Source organism: Variovorax sp. OV700, assembly GCF_900099805.1.
Classification (GTDB): Bacteria; Pseudomonadota; Gammaproteobacteria; order Burkholderiales; family Burkholderiaceae_C; genus Variovorax.
Map to the genome: position 1 here is coordinate 171,750 of NZ_FNDR01000007.1, position 15,418 is coordinate 187,167.

At 67.0% G+C, this 15,418-nt stretch carries 17 protein-coding genes; 12 read left to right on the forward strand and 5 right to left on the reverse strand.

Going from position 1 to position 15,418, the window contains the following annotated elements:
- Position 1 precedes the first annotated feature (1 nt).
- The 5 genes from msrA to BLR24_RS18000 form a co-directional block, all read right to left on the reverse strand.
- Entirely contained in the window at positions 2-703 is a 702-nt protein-coding gene (gene msrA, locus BLR24_RS17980; protein ID WP_093019308.1) for a peptide-methionine (S)-S-oxide reductase MsrA, read from the reverse strand.
- A gap of 135 nt (positions 704-838) precedes the next feature.
- Positions 839-2,344, reverse strand: a complete 1,506-nt coding sequence (locus BLR24_RS17985) for an alpha/beta hydrolase family protein (RefSeq protein WP_093019310.1) — start codon at positions 2,342-2,344, stop codon at positions 839-841.
- A gap of 196 nt (positions 2,345-2,540) precedes the next feature.
- Entirely contained in the window at positions 2,541-3,452 is a 912-nt protein-coding gene (locus tag BLR24_RS17990) for a transglutaminase family protein (protein ID WP_093019312.1), read from the reverse strand.
- A gap of 70 nt (positions 3,453-3,522) precedes the next feature.
- Positions 3,523-5,361: a bifunctional tRNA (5-methylaminomethyl-2-thiouridine)(34)-methyltransferase MnmC2/FAD-dependent 5-carboxymethylaminomethyl-2-thiouridine(34) oxidoreductase MnmC1 gene (mnmC, locus tag BLR24_RS17995; RefSeq protein ID WP_093019314.1), complete on the reverse strand. Its 1,839-nt coding sequence runs from the start codon at positions 5,359-5,361 to the stop codon at positions 3,523-3,525.
- A 7-nt stretch (positions 5,362-5,368) separates the two neighbouring features.
- The gene (locus BLR24_RS18000) at positions 5,369-5,641 is read right to left on the reverse strand and encodes an oxidative damage protection protein (protein WP_012748083.1); all 273 of its coding nucleotides are present in this window, start codon (positions 5,639-5,641) and stop codon (positions 5,369-5,371) included.
- 136 nt (positions 5,642-5,777) lie between these two features.
- Here BLR24_RS18000 and BLR24_RS18005 point away from each other — a divergent pair, with 136 nt between their 5' ends.
- From BLR24_RS18005 to epsC, 12 genes are all read left to right on the forward strand, one after another.
- Complete coding sequence (locus BLR24_RS18005; protein WP_093019316.1) at positions 5,778-6,806, forward strand: sulfate ABC transporter substrate-binding protein; 1,029 nt, start codon at positions 5,778-5,780, stop codon at positions 6,804-6,806.
- Between the two features lie 122 nt (positions 6,807-6,928).
- Entirely contained in the window at positions 6,929-7,513 is a 585-nt protein-coding gene (gene ssuE, locus BLR24_RS18010; RefSeq protein WP_093019318.1) for an NADPH-dependent FMN reductase, read from the forward strand.
- A gap of 105 nt (positions 7,514-7,618) precedes the next feature.
- Positions 7,619-7,753, forward strand: a complete 135-nt coding sequence (locus BLR24_RS31190) for a hypothetical protein (protein ID WP_268810396.1) — start codon at positions 7,619-7,621, stop codon at positions 7,751-7,753.
- A gap of 14 nt (positions 7,754-7,767) precedes the next feature.
- On the forward strand, positions 7,768-8,724 hold the full coding sequence (locus BLR24_RS18015) for a sulfonate ABC transporter substrate-binding protein (RefSeq protein ID WP_093019320.1): 957 nt from the start codon (positions 7,768-7,770) through the stop codon (positions 8,722-8,724).
- Positions 8,721-8,873 (forward strand): hypothetical protein, encoded by a 153-nt coding sequence (locus tag BLR24_RS30750; RefSeq protein WP_217636331.1) that lies wholly within the window; start codon positions 8,721-8,723, stop codon positions 8,871-8,873. The genes BLR24_RS18015 and BLR24_RS30750 overlap by 4 nt, the downstream gene beginning before the upstream one ends.
- Positions 8,874-8,904: 31 nt before the next feature.
- Positions 8,905-10,074: an FMNH2-dependent alkanesulfonate monooxygenase gene (gene ssuD, locus BLR24_RS18020; protein ID WP_093019322.1), complete on the forward strand. Its 1,170-nt coding sequence runs from the start codon at positions 8,905-8,907 to the stop codon at positions 10,072-10,074.
- A gap of 8 nt (positions 10,075-10,082) precedes the next feature.
- Positions 10,083-10,931 carry an aliphatic sulfonate ABC transporter permease SsuC gene (gene ssuC, locus BLR24_RS18025; protein WP_093019324.1) on the forward strand — a complete coding sequence of 283 codons (849 nt, stop codon included), beginning with the start codon at positions 10,083-10,085 and terminating at the stop codon, positions 10,929-10,931.
- An 11-nt stretch (positions 10,932-10,942) separates the two neighbouring features.
- Entirely contained in the window at positions 10,943-11,920 is a 978-nt protein-coding gene (locus BLR24_RS18030; RefSeq protein WP_093019326.1) for an aliphatic sulfonate ABC transporter substrate-binding protein, read from the forward strand.
- Complete coding sequence (locus BLR24_RS18035) at positions 11,917-12,747, forward strand: ATP-binding cassette domain-containing protein (protein ID WP_093019328.1); 831 nt, start codon at positions 11,917-11,919, stop codon at positions 12,745-12,747. Before BLR24_RS18030 ends, BLR24_RS18035 begins: the two co-directional genes overlap by 4 nt.
- A 34-nt stretch (positions 12,748-12,781) precedes the next feature.
- The gene (locus BLR24_RS18040; protein WP_093019330.1) at positions 12,782-14,071 is read left to right on the forward strand and encodes an O-acetylhomoserine aminocarboxypropyltransferase/cysteine synthase family protein; all 1,290 of its coding nucleotides are present in this window, start codon (positions 12,782-12,784) and stop codon (positions 14,069-14,071) included.
- A gap of 65 nt (positions 14,072-14,136) precedes the next feature.
- Positions 14,137-14,352 carry a TOBE domain-containing protein gene (locus BLR24_RS18045; protein WP_007829250.1) on the forward strand — a complete coding sequence of 72 codons (216 nt, stop codon included), beginning with the start codon at positions 14,137-14,139 and terminating at the stop codon, positions 14,350-14,352.
- A gap of 134 nt (positions 14,353-14,486) precedes the next feature.
- Positions 14,487-15,401 (forward strand): serine O-acetyltransferase EpsC, encoded by a 915-nt coding sequence (gene epsC / locus BLR24_RS18050; RefSeq protein WP_093019594.1) that lies wholly within the window; start codon positions 14,487-14,489, stop codon positions 15,399-15,401.
- The last annotated feature ends 17 nt before the right edge of the window (positions 15,402-15,418 follow it).

Sequence of the window (15,418 nt, forward strand, 5' to 3'; positions counted from 1 at the left end):
TTCACCCGCTCTTTGCCGGGTTCACAAGCACGGGCGTCGCCCGGTAGCTCTCCGGAAACAGCTTCTTGAGGTTCTCGAGCTTCGGCATGTCGTAGATCACGATGTAGCCGTATTTCGGATTGCGAGTAAGAAAGTCCTGGTGATAGGCCTCGGCCGCATAGAACGGCTTCGACATTTCGATGGTGGTCGCCAGCGGCTTGCCAAAGGTCTTGGACTGGTTCAGCTGCGCGATGTAATCCCTCGCCACGCGGGCCTGCTCGATGTTCTCGGCAAACACAGTGGAGCGGTATTGAGGGCCCGTGTCCGGACCCTGCCGGTTAAGCTCGGTCGGGTCGTGCGCCACCGAAAAAAAGATCTGCAGCAGCTTGCCGTAGCTGATCTGCTTCGGGTCGTAGACGATGCGCACCGATTCGGCATGTCCTGTGCGGCCGGAACCCACCTGTTCATAGCGCGCGGTCTTCGCGTCGCCGCCGGCATAGCCCGACACGGCGATGTTCACGCCCTTGACGCGCTGGAATATGCCTTGCACGCCCCAGAAGCAGCCGCCGGCGAACACGGCGGTTTCGTATATCGCAGTCGGCGGCGTCATCACGTCGAACCTGGGCGGGGGCACGCGGCGCGCCGGCTCGGCGAACGAGGGTGCGGCGTGCCAGGCCAGGGCTGCGGCCATCAGCGTGCCGGCGGCGAGTGCGAGGAGTCTCATGCGTCGTCCTTCAAGGCGTTCGGTGCCACGCCGATGGTGCGACATTGCCGCCGTTTCCAACGGGCGTCAATGTCGCTTCCCCGCCTCTTGCCGCGCGAGACTTAGCCCGCCGGTCACATGCCGATCACATCCCGATCAGGGCGGGCAGGGGCGTGCGGCGGCTGCGCCCGGCCGGGTCGCCTTGCTGGTGGTGCCTTCGTCCACAGTGCCCAGCGGGCGCGTGAACGTGCAGCCATAGGCCGGGTCTGCCACGGTGGACGCGGTGACCACGTCGTCGCCCGCCGGCTTCACGCCGTCGCGCTCCCACTTGACCATGGCGTCGAAGGCCTCGACCTGCTCGGCCAGGGTGAAGTCGCAGTGCGAGATGCCGCGAACCGCGCGCTGCACCAGCCAGCCGCTGTTGCCCTTGGCGGCCACGCGCTGGTTGTAGATCTGCTCCATGCTGAAGGGCACGTAGAGGTCGCCCAGCGTGTGCAGCGTGACCACCGGAATCTTGAATTCGCCGTTGGCCTTGGGGATCCAGCGCAGGCCGTCGGTGCGCAGGCGGTTGGCGTCGGCCGCCGCCGTCAGCTTGAGCACGGAGGCGTTCAGCGCGGTGGTCCCTGGCTCGTCGCCGTCGATGGTGTAGGTGAAGCGGTTGGTGTCGAGCGTGCTCCTGTTCAGGATGCCGTTGACCGTGCCGTCGCTGCCGAACACGCCCCACACCGCCGCGAACGAGCCGCCCTGCGTGAAGCCGAGGTCGAACATCGGCCGTTCGCCCCCGGTGAGGTTCTTCACCACCGAGGCGAACTTCAAACCGGTGGCCGTCGGCGTGCCCGGGAAGGCGGTGTAGAGCGTGCCGGTGACCTGGGCCTTGATGTCCGACCAGTTGACGGTGGGGTACTTGGGCAACCCGGCCAGCGCCTGCGCGGCGACCTGTGCGCCCGAGAAATAGTCGAACAGCTCGGTGTCGCCGAGCACGCCGCACATCGGCACCGCGCCGTTGTACTTCACCTTGTGATTGGCCGTGGCGTAGGCCTCGTCCTCGATGGCCGCCGCGGTGATGTGGCCGCCCATCGAGTGGCCCGTGATGTAGAGCCTCGACGGCGCCGCGAGCTCGCGGCCGTTGGCCTTGGCGATCGCGTTGAACTGCAGGGCAAGTGCATTGGTGTCTTCCACGCCGGCGCGTACGTCGTAGAAATTCTTGCTGTAGCTCGAGGCGGCCCAGGCGTAGCCGTTCTGGATCAGGTAGCGGCGGATCGAAGGATTGTTCACCACCAGCAGGTTGACGTCGCCGGCATAGCCGTGCGCGTACATCACGAGCTTGCCGTTCCAGTTGGCGGGCACTTCGACGCGATATTGCGCGCCGCCCAGCATGCCGGCCCAACGGCTGGTGGTAGCGTTGTCGATGGTGTCGCCGGCATCGGCCGCGAGCGCCGCAAAAGTGGTGGCGGCCGGATCGGCGGGCGCGAAGGAATTGCGGCTGTCCTGCAGCCGCGTCTCTTCAGGCGGCGGCGGAGGAGGGGGCGGTGCTGGAGGCGCGGGAGCCGGTGCCGGCGGCAGCGGCGTGAAGGCAAAACCGTTGCCTCCGCCGCCCCCGCCGCAGGATGCGACGGCAAGGCTGGCTGCGAGGGCAAGAAATGTCAGGCGCGCTGAATGCATGAGGTGTCTCTCTCCGTTTTCTTGGTGTTGGGAAGAAGCCCGGCACAGCGGAGCCTCACCCGACCGTAGAGAACGACCGTGCTATTTCGCTGAACCGGCGGGGCAGGGTAGGGGCGTTGCCGGGCGCGCCGGTCCGGGCTTTCCCGTAGCTGCTATCTCCTGCGCGACACCCGCGTGACACCCGCGCGGGAGGGTTTCAGCCTTCCTTGCGCCGCGTCACCACCACCGTGGCCTCGAGGCCGTCGTAGGCCTCGGCATCGCCATACCAGCTGCCGGAGATCGGCGCGGCCTGCGCCGGGTCGCGCGTGACGCCGACGCGGATCAGCTGCCCGCTGCCCATGAGGTTGTTGGTGGGATCGAAGGCGAGCCAGCCGATGCCTGGAAGATAGGCCTGCAGCCAGGCGTGCGTGGTGCCGGCGCCGGTCATCGATTCGCCGGGCGCCTGGGCCGCGCGGTCGAGCGCGGCATCGTAGAGATAGCCGGAGACAAAGCGGGTGGCAATGCCCAGGCGCCGCGCGGCCTCCATCATCAAGAGCGCGTAGTCGCGGCAGCTGCCACTGCCGAGCGCCAGCGTTTGCAGCGGCGTCTGCGTGCCTTCCTCGTCGCGCGCCTTGTATTCGAGGCTCTGGCCGATGTGCGCGTTCATGCGCGCAAGCACTTCGCGCGTGCTGTTGGGCTGGTCGGTGTGCAGGAACTGGTGGGCCCAGCGGATCAGGGTTCCACCCGCATCGTCGTCATGGTGCGGCCGCAAGTAATGCTCCAGGTCGAGGCGCTCCTGTACCGTATAGGCAAAGGGCAGGAACTCGGCCGCAGGGTCGAGCGCGAGCTGGTCTTGCTGCGCCGGCACGTGCTCGATGGTGAAGGAGCACACGATGCGCAGCTCCGTGGCCTCGCCCATGGGTTGCACCAGCGCGACCGAGTTCGAATGCGGGTCCTGGATCAGCCGCGTGAACGACTGCGGGCTCACCTGCAGGTCGGTGGCCAGCACCCGAAGGTCGTGGCTGTCGCGCGGCCGGAACATGACGCGGTGCAGCCCGAAGGTCACCGGTTTCTTGTAGCGGTAGACGGTGGTGTGCGTGATGTCGTATTGGATGGCCATGCGGAGCATTCTCACGTGTTGACGTGGGCCATGGTTGCTGCGGGCGGTCAGATGCCGCCGAATGCCGGGAAATGTGCGCCTAAGCCCGTGTGCGCTGCGTGCCCAGCGCCTTCGCCAGGTTGACCGGCAACGGCAGCGGTTCCCCATGCCATTGGGCGGCCAGCAGCTCCGCGCACAGGGCCGCGAAGCTGAGCCCGCGCGAGCCCAGGGCGGTGCATGCCCACAGGCCGTCCTCGTCCAGCGGGCCGACCAGCGGGCGGCGGTCGCCGGAGGCGCAACGCACGCCGACCCAGGCGTTGGCCTCGCCGCGATCGAAGCTGGCGGCCAACCCTGCGGCGGCGGGGTGCAGCCGTTTCAGGCGCTCGCGGTTTGCGGCGGCGTCGGCGTCGTTCGGCGCGAGCTCGGTGCTGTCCCGGTCGAAGGTGGCGCCAGCGAGCCAGAGCAGGGCGTCTTCCCCTTCGGGCACATGGGCGATCAGGTGGCCGTCGCCGTTGAGCGGCGTGGCGGGCAGCGCGAGTTCGCCCGTCATGCGCCCCCACGCGACCTGCCCGCGCACCGGCTGCAGTGGAAGCTGGGGTGCGAAGCGCCCCGATTCGAAGCCCGCGGCAACGACGATGCGGTCGGCTTCGGCCAGCAACCGGCCGTCGTCGCCGAACAGCTGCCACACCGCCGCGCTGTGTGAAACGCGCGCGACCGCAGCATTGCCGCGAAACTCGACGCCCGGCTCGCGCAGCCACGCCTCGATCAAACGCGAAGGACGCACCCAGCCCGCACGTGCGTGCCAGAGCGCGGGCGTATCGGCAGGCAGGCCTGTCTCCGCCAATTGCGCCGTGCTTGCGGGCCACGACTCATTGGGGCCGCTGTCGCTCCATTCGGCGGGCACCCGCGTGTCGCCCTCGGGCCGGCGCTCCAGCACGCCGCTGGCGCGCCAATCACGGCCTTGCGCCAGCAGGCGTTCCAGTTCGATCCACGTGGCGCGAATGCCGGCGCGCGTGAGCCGCGACAGCAGGGCGTCGTCGGGCGAGACATGCGGCGCCATCACGCCGACCGGCAGGCCCGAAGCGCCGGCGGCCGGGCGATCGGCCGCATCGAGCACCGTCACCTGCCAGCCGCGCCGTGCCAGGCTCGCCGCCACGGCAGCGCCGGCCAGCCCGGCACCGATGACCGCGCAGCGCCCGGGGGCCTCGATGTGTTCGGCCGCAGGGCCGCGGCGGCGCACCGTCCACGCAGGCGCGAATACGCCGGCGAGGCAGTCGCGCTTGGGCGGCAGGCCTTCGCGCCTTTCAAGCTGAAAGCCGTTCTGAGAGAGTGCGTCCCGCACTGCGCGGGCATAGGTCCAGGTGGCAAGGCCGGTGCCCTGGCGTGCAAAGCGCGACACGGCTTTCAGCGTGTCGGGCGACCACATCGCGGGGTTCTGCTGCGGGCTGAAGCCGTCGAGAAAAATGCTGTCGGCCTCGAAGCGCTGCGCGCGCAGCATGGCCTGCACATCGCCGATGCACAGCGTGAGCAAGACCCGGCCCTGGTCGAAGGCCAGCCGGTGAAAGCCCGGCAGCAGCCCCTGCCACTGGGCGGCCAGTTCCTTGGCCAACAAAGCCAGCTCGGGATAGGCCCCGGCAGCGCGCAAGAGGTCTTCGGGACCGACCGGGTGCGCTTCTACCGAGACGAAATGCAGCAGCCTCGGCCGGTTGGCGTCCGCACGCCAAGCCTGCCAGGTTGTCAGAAAATTGAGTCCGAGCCCGAATCCAGTTTCGAGAATCCGCCATTGCGGCCGTCCGGCCCAGGCTTCAGGCAGGCCGCAGCCGCCCAAAAACACATGGCGCGACTGCGCCAGGGCTCCGGTTTCGGTGTGGTAGATGTCGTCGAAGCGCTCGCTGTAGGGCACGCCGTCGGCGCGCCAGGCGACGGGCTCGGCGGCCAAGGCGGGCTCAGTTCGAGGGGGGAACGTAGCCCTGGGCGACGTCGGCGCCTTCGCCGAAGAAGTGCTTTTCCATCTGGCGGGCCAGGTACTGGCGGGCGCGCAGATCGGCCAGATTCAGCCGGTTTTCATTCACCAGCATGGTCTGCTGCTTGAGCCAGGCGGCCCAGGCTTCCTTGCTGACGTTCTCCCACAGGCGCTTGCCCAGTTCCCCAGGATAGGGCGGGAAGTCGAGCCCTTCGGCCTCTTTGCCGAGTTTGATGCACTGAACCATGCGTGCCATTTTTGATGCCTCTGATGGGGAAAGCGGTTGCTTAGTTGATTTTGCTATTTAGAACTGAGAACTCGGTCGTTCCAGTTTCTATATGTCGTATTCAGAATACGTGGCTTCATCGATATGCCTTTTTGAGCCAGACACCATGAGCCTTCGCCGCGACTTTATCAAGCTTTCCCTGGGGGCCGGCGTGGCCGGTGCCATGGCCCTGACGGCATTGCCGTCGTTTGCGCAGGGCGGCGCCCCCGTGACGCTGCTCAACGTGTCCTACGACCCGACGCGCGAGCTCTACGTCGACTACAACCGCGCGTTCGCGAAATACTGGAAGGCCAAGACCGGCCAGGACGTGAGCATCAAGCAGTCGCACGGCGGCTCGGGCAAGCAGGCCCGGTCGATCATCGACGGCATCGATGCCGACGTGGCCACGCTGGCGCTGGGCGGCGACATCGACGCGCTGGTCACGCACGGCGGCGTGGTCAAGGCCGATTGGCAGAAGCGCCTGCCGCAGAACTCTGCGCCCTACACCTCGACCATCGTGTTCCTGGTGAAGAAGGGCAACCCCAAGGGCCTGAAGGACTGGGACGACCTCGTCAAGCCGGGCGTGCAGGTGATCACGCCCAATCCCAAGACCTCGGGCGGCGCCCGCTGGAACTACCTGGCCGCCTGGGAGTTTGCCAAGCGAAAGTACGGCAGCGACGCCAAGGCCAAGGAATACATCGGTAGCCTGTTCAAGAACGTGCCCGTGCTGGACACCGGCGCGCGCGGCTCCACCATCACCTTCGTGCAGCGGGGCGTCGGCGACGTGCTGCTGGCCTGGGAGAACGAAGCCTTCCTGGCGCTGAAGGAATTCGGTGCAGAGAAGTTCGAGATCGTGGTGCCTTCCATTTCCATCCTGGCCGAGCCCACGGTGGCGGTGGTCGACAAGGTGGTCGACAAGAAGGGCACCCGCGCCGTGGCGGAGGAATACCTCAAGTACCTGTATTCCGACGAAGGCCAGGACATTGCGGGCCGCAACTTCTACCGCCCGACCTCGGAAAAGGCCAAGGCCAAGTACGACAAGCAGTTTCCCAAGCTGACGCTGGTAACCATCGACCAGGCGTTCGGTGGCTGGGCGAAGGCCGACAAGGCGCACTTCGCGGACGGCGGTTCGTTCGACCAGATCTACACGAAGTAGCGCGCCCACGCTTCGCGCACTTTTGAGGTTGCTGTGTCCAGCCCCTGCCGGGGCGGGCAGGCCGCCGCTCGCGTCGAGGCTTCTCGTGTCATAGCTCGCACAATTACCAACGAAAGCCATCTGTGTCCGTTCTCTTGATTGCCGGCAGCCCTTCGGCACCGTCGCGCTCCACCGCCTTGCTCGAGGCCGTGGCTGAGCGCCTGGCCGGCCGCAATGCGCAGATCGAGCGGCTCGCGATCCGCGATCTGCCGGCAGAGGCGCTGCTCTTGGCCGACTGGAACCATCCGGCTATCCAACGCGCCATTGCGCAGGTGGCGCATGCGCGCGTGGTTGTGGTGGCCACGCCGGTCTACAAGGCGGCCTACAGCGGCGTCCTTAAGGTCTTCCTCGATCTGCTGGCGCAGAACGCGCTCAAGGGCAAGACGGTGCTGCCGCTGGCCACCGGCGGCAGCCCGCACCACATGCTCGCGCTCGACTACGCATTGCGGCCGGTGCTGCATGCGCTCTCGGCGCGCCACATCCTGCCGGGCGTCTACGCGACCGATTCGCAGATCACGCTGACGCCCGAGAACGCCTACCAGGTGCACAACGACCTGGCCGAGCGGCTCAACGAAGCCGTCGAGGTGCTGGCGACCGAAGGGCTCAAGCTGCCCGCGACACACGGCTTCGAGCCCGTGCCGTTTTCCCGCGTGCGATGTAGCGTCTAACGGATCTTCGCCGAACTCGCGTTCGGCCAATCTCAACTCCGTTCCCCATTTTTTGAAGTCGCCCGTACGCGGCGAGGGGACAGCTTTGCCCAAAGGAATCCACACATGAACCCCGTAGCCACCGAAGACTCCGCGCTCGACACGCCGCCTCGCTCCATCTGGCGCGCGCTGCGAGACCTTGCCATCAGCACGATCGTGGTGACCGCCATTGCGCTCATCGTCGGTTTCATCTCGGCCTGAAAGGACACACCTTCATGACTTCGATCTCCATTCCGCGCCGCCGCTTGCTGCAAGGCACCGCAGCCGCGCTTGCATTGCCTTCGTTCGCGGCGCTGGCCCAGGCGCAGGGGCGCCAGCTGCGTATCGGCCACCAGAAGGGGGCTCTCAGCATCCTGAAGGGCCGCGGCACGCTCGAGAAGCGGCTGGCGCCGCTCGGTGTCTCGGTGAAGTGGACCGAGTTCACGGCCGGCCCGGTGCAGCTCGAAGCGCTGAACGTCGGCTCGATCGACTTCGGCGACGTGGGCGAAGCGCCGCCGATCTTTGCGCAGGCCGCGGGGGCGCCGCTCGCCTACGTGGCAACCACGCTTCCTCGGCCCCAGTCGGAAGCTGTGCTGGTGCCCAAGGGCTCCGCCATCAGGAGCGTGGCAGACCTGAAGGGAAAGAAGATCGCCCTCAACAAGGGCTCCAACGTCCATTACTTCATCGTCAAGCTGGCCGAGAAGCACGGTCTCGCGTACAGCGATCTGAACCTCGTCTACCTGCCGCCTGCCGATGCGCGTGCCGCTTTCGAGAAAGGCTCTGTCGACGCATGGGTGATTTGGGATCCGTTCCTTGCCGCCGCCGAGAAGTTGCTGGAGGCCCGCATCCTGGCCGACGCGACCGGCGTGGTGGGCAACCGTGGCTATTACTTCTCGTCGCTCGGCTACGTGGCTAAGAACGCCGACGTGCTGGCCATTGCGATCGAGGAAATCAACAAGGTCGACGTCTGGGGCACTGCCCACAAGAACGAGCTGGCCGCCGAGTTTGCCGCGCTGTGGGGCCTGCCCCAGCCGGTGGCCGAACTGACCGTGGCGCGGGCGGCCTATGGCACCAGCCCCATCAGCAAGGCCGTGCTCGCCGAGCAGCAAAAAATCGCCGACACCTTCTTCGACCTGAAGCTGATCCCCCGAAAGATCAGCGTGCTCGAGGCCGCCGCGGCGGGCACGTTGTGACGCGGCCATTGCAAGACCGCGCCGCACGCGTGGTTGCCACCACCACGCGCGCCTGGGGCATTTCCGAACAGCAACGGCGCACACGTGCCGGGTTTCCGCGCCTGCGCTTCGCGCTGCCCCGCGTGCGCGGCTTTTTCTTCGCCATTTGAAGGGCGCAGGCCCGAACCGACGGAAGACGACATGCAGATATTCTGGTTTCTCCCCACCCACGGCGACAGCCGCTACCTCGGCACGAGCGAGGGCTCACGGCCCGTCGACCTGGCCTACCTGCAGCAGATCGCGGGCGCAGCCGACAACCTCGGCTACGAAGGGGTGCTGATTCCCACCGGCCGCTCGTGCGAAGACCCCTGGGTGATCGCCTCGAGCTTGATCGGCGCGACGAAGAAGCTCAAGTTCCTGGTTGCGGTGCGGCCCGGGCTGCACCAGCCCAGCTTGGCTGCGCGCATGGCCGCGACCTTCGATCGGCTCTCGGGCGGCCGCCTGCTGGTGAACCTGGTGACCGGCGGTGACCAGGCCGAGCTCGAAGGCGACGGCGTGTACCTGGACCATGCGGCGCGCTACGAACAGTCGGCCGAATTCATCCGCATCTGGCGCGAGATTCTTGCGCGCAGCCACGACGGCGTGGGCTTCGACTACGAAGGCCGCCACCTGAGCGTCAAGGGCGCCAAGCTGCTCTATCCGCCGCTGCAGACCCCCCATCCGCCGGTATGGTTCGGCGGCTCGTCGGCCGCCGCGCACGAGCTCGCGGCCGAGCAGGTCGATGCGTATCTCACGTGGGGCGAGCCGCCCGCCGAGGTGGCCCGGAAAATCGCAGACGTGCGCAACCGCGCCGCGCGCAAGGGCCGCAGCGTCGAGTTCGGCATCCGGCTGCACGTCATCGTGCGCGAAACCGAAGACGCCGCGTGGAAGGCCGCCGAAGAACTGATCAGCCGCGTCGATGACGAGACCGTGATCCGCGCCCAGGCCGCGTTTGCGCGCATGGATTCCGAAGGCCAGCGCCGGATGGCGGCGCTGCATGCCGGCGGGGCCAGGCGCTCGCGCGCCGAGCTCGAAATTTCGCCCAACCTCTGGGCCGGCGTGGGGCTGGTTCGCGGCGGCGCAGGCACCGCGCTGGTGGGCGACCCCAAGACCGTGGCGGCGCGCATCGAGGAATACGCGGCGCTCGGCCTCGACAAATTCATTCTCTCGGGCTACCCGCATCTCGAAGAGGCCTACCGATTCGCCGAGCTGGTGTTTCCGCTGCTCTCGCGCAAGGCGCAGACACGGCTCGCAGGCGGCTCGCTCAGCGGACCGTTCGGCGAGGTGGTCGCCAATCTCGACGCGCCTTCGCGTCTTGCTTCCCAAAGCTGAGGACTCCCATGACGGAACAAGTGCAAGAACTTCCGGTGGTCGCGCCTTCAGAAGAAAGCGCCGGCCGGGCGCTCAAGGCCTTCGGCGCCAACGTGGCGGGCCGGCTGGTGCCGTGGCTCGTGCCGGTGGGGCTGATCGTCTTCTGGCAGATCGCCTCATCGCTGGGCTGGCTCTCCACGCGGGTGCTGCCGGCGCCGGTTGACGTGGTCAAGGCGGCTTGGGGGCTGGCGCTGTCGGGCGAGCTCTGGACGCACGTCAAGGTGAGCGCGGGCCGTGCGCTCGCGGGCCTCGCCATCGGCGGCGGAACCGGGCTGGTGCTGGGCCTCTTGACGGGGTCGGTGAAATTCTTCGAGACGCTGCTCGACTCGACCATCCAGATGGTGCGCAACATTCCCGCGCTGGCGCTCATTCCGCTCGTGATCCTGTGGTTCGGCATCGACGAGTCGGCCAAGCTGTTTCTGATCTCGGTGTCGGTGTTCTTTCCGATCTACCTCAACACCTTTCACGGCATTCGCAACGTCGACCCGCAGCTGATCGAGATGGGCCGCACCTATGGCCTCTCGCGCTGGCAGCTGTACCGCGAGGTGATCCTGCCGGGTGCGCTGTCGTCCATCCTGGTGGGCCTGCGCTTCTCGCTCGGGCTGATGTGGGTGATCCTGATCGTGGCCGAAACCATCTCGGCGCAGGCCGGCATCGGCTACCTCACGATGAACGCCCGCGAGTTTCTGCAGACCGACATCGTGCTGGTGGGCATCCTGCTGTATGCGCTGCTCGGCAAGCTGGCCGACCTGTTTGCGCGCGGGCTGGAGCAGTGGTGGCTGCGCTGGCATCCCGGCTACCAGAAGAAGCCGAAGTGAGGGCAGGGCGCATGACTACCTCTTCCACAATTTCGCGCCGCACGGCCATCGCAGCCCTGGGCGTACTGGGTGCCGGTGCGGTGCTGGCGCAGGGTGCGACAGCGCGGCCTGCCACGGTGCGCCTTGGCTACCAGAAATCCTCGACGCTGACGGCGGTGCTCAAGGTGCAGGGCACGCTCGAGAAGCAGCTGGCCTCGCTCAATGCCACGTTGAGCTGGCATGAGTTCACCAGCGGCCTTCCGCTGCTCGAGGCGCTGAACCTCGGCAACCTCGACATCAGTGCCGACGTGGCCGACACCGTGCCGGTATTCGCACAGGCCGCCGGAGCCGACCTGACCTTTGTCGCACAGGAAGCGCCTTCGCCCGCCGCGCAGGCCATCCTCGTGCGCGAAGACTCGCCGCTCAAGTCGCTTTCAGACCTGAAGGGCAAGAAGATCGGTTTCGCCAAGGCGGCGGGCGCGCATTACCTGCTGATCGCGGCGTTGGAGAAGGCCGGCTTGTCCTTCAAGGACATCGAGCCTGCCTACCTGACACCGGCCGACGGCCGCGCTGCCTTCGAGCGCGGTGCCATCGACGCCTGGGTGGTGTGGGACCCGTTCCTTGCCGCGGCGCAGCGCCAGGCCAGGGTGCGCGTGCTGGCCGACGGCACGGGCATCGCCTCGTACCAGCGCTACTACCTTGCCGGAACCCCGTTCGCAAAGGCGCGCCCGGACGTGCTGCGCGTGGTGTACGCCGAGCTCGAGAGAACCGGCCAGTGGGTCAAGCAGAACCCGAAGGAAGCGGCGGCGCTGCTGTCGCCCGTGTGGGGCCTCGATGCGGCAACGATCGAGCAGGCCAATGCACGCCGCAGCTACGCGGTACGCCCCGTCGTGGCTGAGGCGCTGACCGAACAGCAGCGCATCGCCGATGCCTTCTTCGCGGAGAAGCTGCTTCCCAGAAAGATCAACGCGCTGGACGTGGCGCTCTTCCAACCGAGGCTGAAATCATGAGTGCCGTTCTGAAAGACATCCAGCAACCGGCCATCGCCGGCGGCGTTCGCCTGCAGGCGCGCGGGCTGCACAAGCGCTATGGCGATCGCGAGGTGCTGCGCAACACCCAGCTCGGTATCGAGCCGGGGCAGTTCATTGCCATCGTCGGGCGCAGCGGCTGCGGCAAGAGCACGCTGCTGCGGCTCATCGCCGGACTCGAGAAGGCCACCTCCGGAGGCCTCTACACCGACGGCAAGGCCATTGATGGCCTGCACGACGACACCCGGATCATGTTCCAGGAAGCGCGCCTCTTGCCCTGGCGCCGCGTTCTCGACAACGTGACCTTGGGCTTGCCCGGCGACGCCAAGGCGCGCGGCAAGGAAGTGTTGGCGCAGGTGGGCCTGGCCGACCGCGAGAACGAATGGCCGGCGCGCCTGTCGGGTGGGCAGCGCCAGCGGGTGTCGCTCGCACGCGCATTGGTGCATCACCCGCGCCTGCTGCTGCTCGACGAGCCCCTGGGTGCGCTCGACGCGCTGACCCGCATCGAGATGCATCGGCTCATCGAAAACCTCTGGCTGCGCCACCGCTTTACCGCGCTGCTGGTGACGCATGACGTGCAGGAGGCCGTGGCGCTGGCGGACCGCGTGATCCTGATCGAGGACGGCCGCATCGCGCTCGACGAAAACATCGCGCTTGCCAGGCCTCGCTCGCAGGGCGATCCGGCTTTTGCGGCGATCGAGAAACGCATTCTCGACCGCGTGCTGCAGAAGGCCGGCGATGCAGAGCCCGCCGAGACGGACGCAAGCTGGCTGCAACCGTCCGCGCACACGCTGCGCTGGGCGATCTGAACTCGTTCATCCACAAAAACAGAAAGGCAGTTGCATGTCGCAAAACTGGAAATTCGAAACCTTGTCGGTGCACGCCGGCTACTCGCCCGAACCGACCACGCGCGCCGTAGCGCCGCCCATCTATCAAACGGTGGCCTATGCCTTCGACAGCGCCCAGCACGGCGCGGACCTGTTCGACCTGAAGGTGCCGGGCAACATCTACACCCGCATCAACAACCCGACGCAGGACGTGCTCGAGCAGCGCGTGGCCGCGCTCGAGGGCGGCATTGCGGCGCTGGCGCTGGCCTCGGGCCAGGCGGCCGTGACTTATGCGATCCAGACCATCGCGGAGGCGGGTGACAACATCGTCAGCAGCACCGCGCTGTATGGCGGCACCTACAACCTGTTTGCGCACACGCTGCCGCAGTTCGGCATCACCACGCGCTTCGCGGACCACCGAGATCCCAGCAGCTTCGAGAAGCTCTTCGACGAGAAGACCAAGGCGGTGTTCGTCGAATCGCTGGGCAACCCGGCGGGCAACGTGACCGATATCGCGGCCATCGCCGAGATTGCGCACCGCCACGGCGTGCCGCTGATCGTGGACAACACCGTGCCGTCGCCCTACCTGAGCCGGCCCATCGAGCACGGGGCCGACATCGTGGTGCACTCGCTCACCAAATACCTGGGCGGCCATGGCACCAGCATCGGCGGCGCCATCGTCGATTCGGGCAAGTTCCCGTGGGCTGAGCACAAGCAGCGCTTCAAACGCCTGAACGAACCCGACGTGAGCTACCACGGCGTGGTCTACACCGAGGCGCTGGGCCCGGCCGCCTACATAGGCCGCGCGCGCGTGGTGCCGCTGCGCAACACAGGTGCGGCCATCTCGCCGTTCAACGCCTTCCTGATCCTGCAGGGCATCGAGACGCTGGCGCTGCGCATGGACCGCATCAGCAGCAACGCACTGTCGGTGGCGCAGCACCTGAAGACGCACAAGGCCGTGAAGTGGGTCAACTATGCGGCGCTCGAAGACCACCCCGACCATGCGCTCGCGAAGAAGTACTTCGGCGGCAAGTCAAGCGGCGTGTTGACTTTCGGCATCGGGAGCGGCCGTGAGGGCGGGGCGAAGTTCCTCGACGCGCTGAAGCTCTTCACGCGGCTCGTGAACATCGGCGACGTGCGCTCGCTGGCCACGCACCCGGCCTCCACCACGCACCGGCAGCTCTCGCCCGAGGAACTGGCCCGAGCCGGTGTCACGGAAGACACCGTGCGCCTGTCGGTCGGCATCGAGCATATCGACGACCTGACTGCCGACCTCGACCAGGCGCTGGCCGCGGCAGCCGGCTGATCCGCACCGCTTCCATTTCCCTTCCCTCCCATTCGAACCATCCTTCAACCCGAAAGAGAAACATCATGTCCATTCAAGCCATCAACGTCCGCAACCAGTTCAAGGGCAAGGTCCGCGAAATCATCCGCGGCGACGTCGTCTCCGAAGTCGATGTCGAAACCGCCTGGGGCATCGTGACCTCGGTCATCACCACGCGCTCGGTCGACGAACTGCAGCTCAAGGTGGGATCCGACGTGGTCGCGCTCGTCAAGTCGACGGAGGTTTCGATCGCGAAGCTCTGACGGACCCTCGGCCTCGCGAACAACCCGGCGCCGTCTTGGTGCCGGGTTTTTTTATTTCGCAGTCGGGTTTTCCGTTCTTGGCACATGGATCGCGGGCTTCTACAGTGTCGGTTGCAACGCCCGGAAAGAACACCATGGTCAACTTCGAAGTGAGCGACATCGTCCGCGCACTGCACGACGCGCGTAACGAGTGGCGCGATTCGCAGCGCCGTTCGCGCGAACCCGGCGCGCGCGAGTTTCCCTCGCGCGACGCCCTTGCGCAGATCGTGGAGCTGCTCAAGGGCGCGCTCTTTCCGATGCGGCTCGGACCGCCCGAGCTGCGCCACGAGAGCGAAGATTTCTACGTCGGACATACGCTCAACACCGCCTTGGCGTCGCTGCTGGTGCAGGCGCGGCTGGAGCTGAACTTCAATGCGCGCCACCAGCCGCGTCCCGCGAGCGAGATCGACCAGGCAGCGACGGAGGCGGTTCGCCAGTTCGCAAGTGCGCTGCCGGGCCTGCGCCGGCTGCTCGACAGCGACGTGCTTGCAGCGTACCAGGGGGACCCGGCCGCGCGCAGCGTCGACGAGGTGCTGCTGTGCTACCCCGGCGTGCTCGCGATGATCCACCACCGCTTTGCGCACCGGCTCTATGAACTCGGCCTGCCGCTCCTGGCGCGCATCGTGGCCGAGCTGGCGCACGCGCAGACGGGTATCGACATCCATCCCGGCGCGCAGATCGACGCGGGCTTTTTCATGGACCATGGCACGGGCGTCGTCATCGGCGAGACGGCGGTCATCGGCAAGCGCGTGCGCCTGTACCAAGCCGTGACGCTGGGCGCCAAGCGCTTTCCGACGGACGCGGAGGGCAACCTGCAGAAAGGCCTGCCGCGGCATCCGGTGGTGGAGGACGACGTGGTGATCTACGCGGGCGCAACCATCCTTGGCCGCGTGACGCTGGGGAAGGGTGCGGTCATCGGGGGGAACGTGTGGATCACCGAGGATGTGAAGCCGGGCGCCAGCGTGACGCAGGCCAGCCTGCAGAACGCGCCGAAGGGCCACGCGCCATAAGGGGTGAGCCGAAGGCC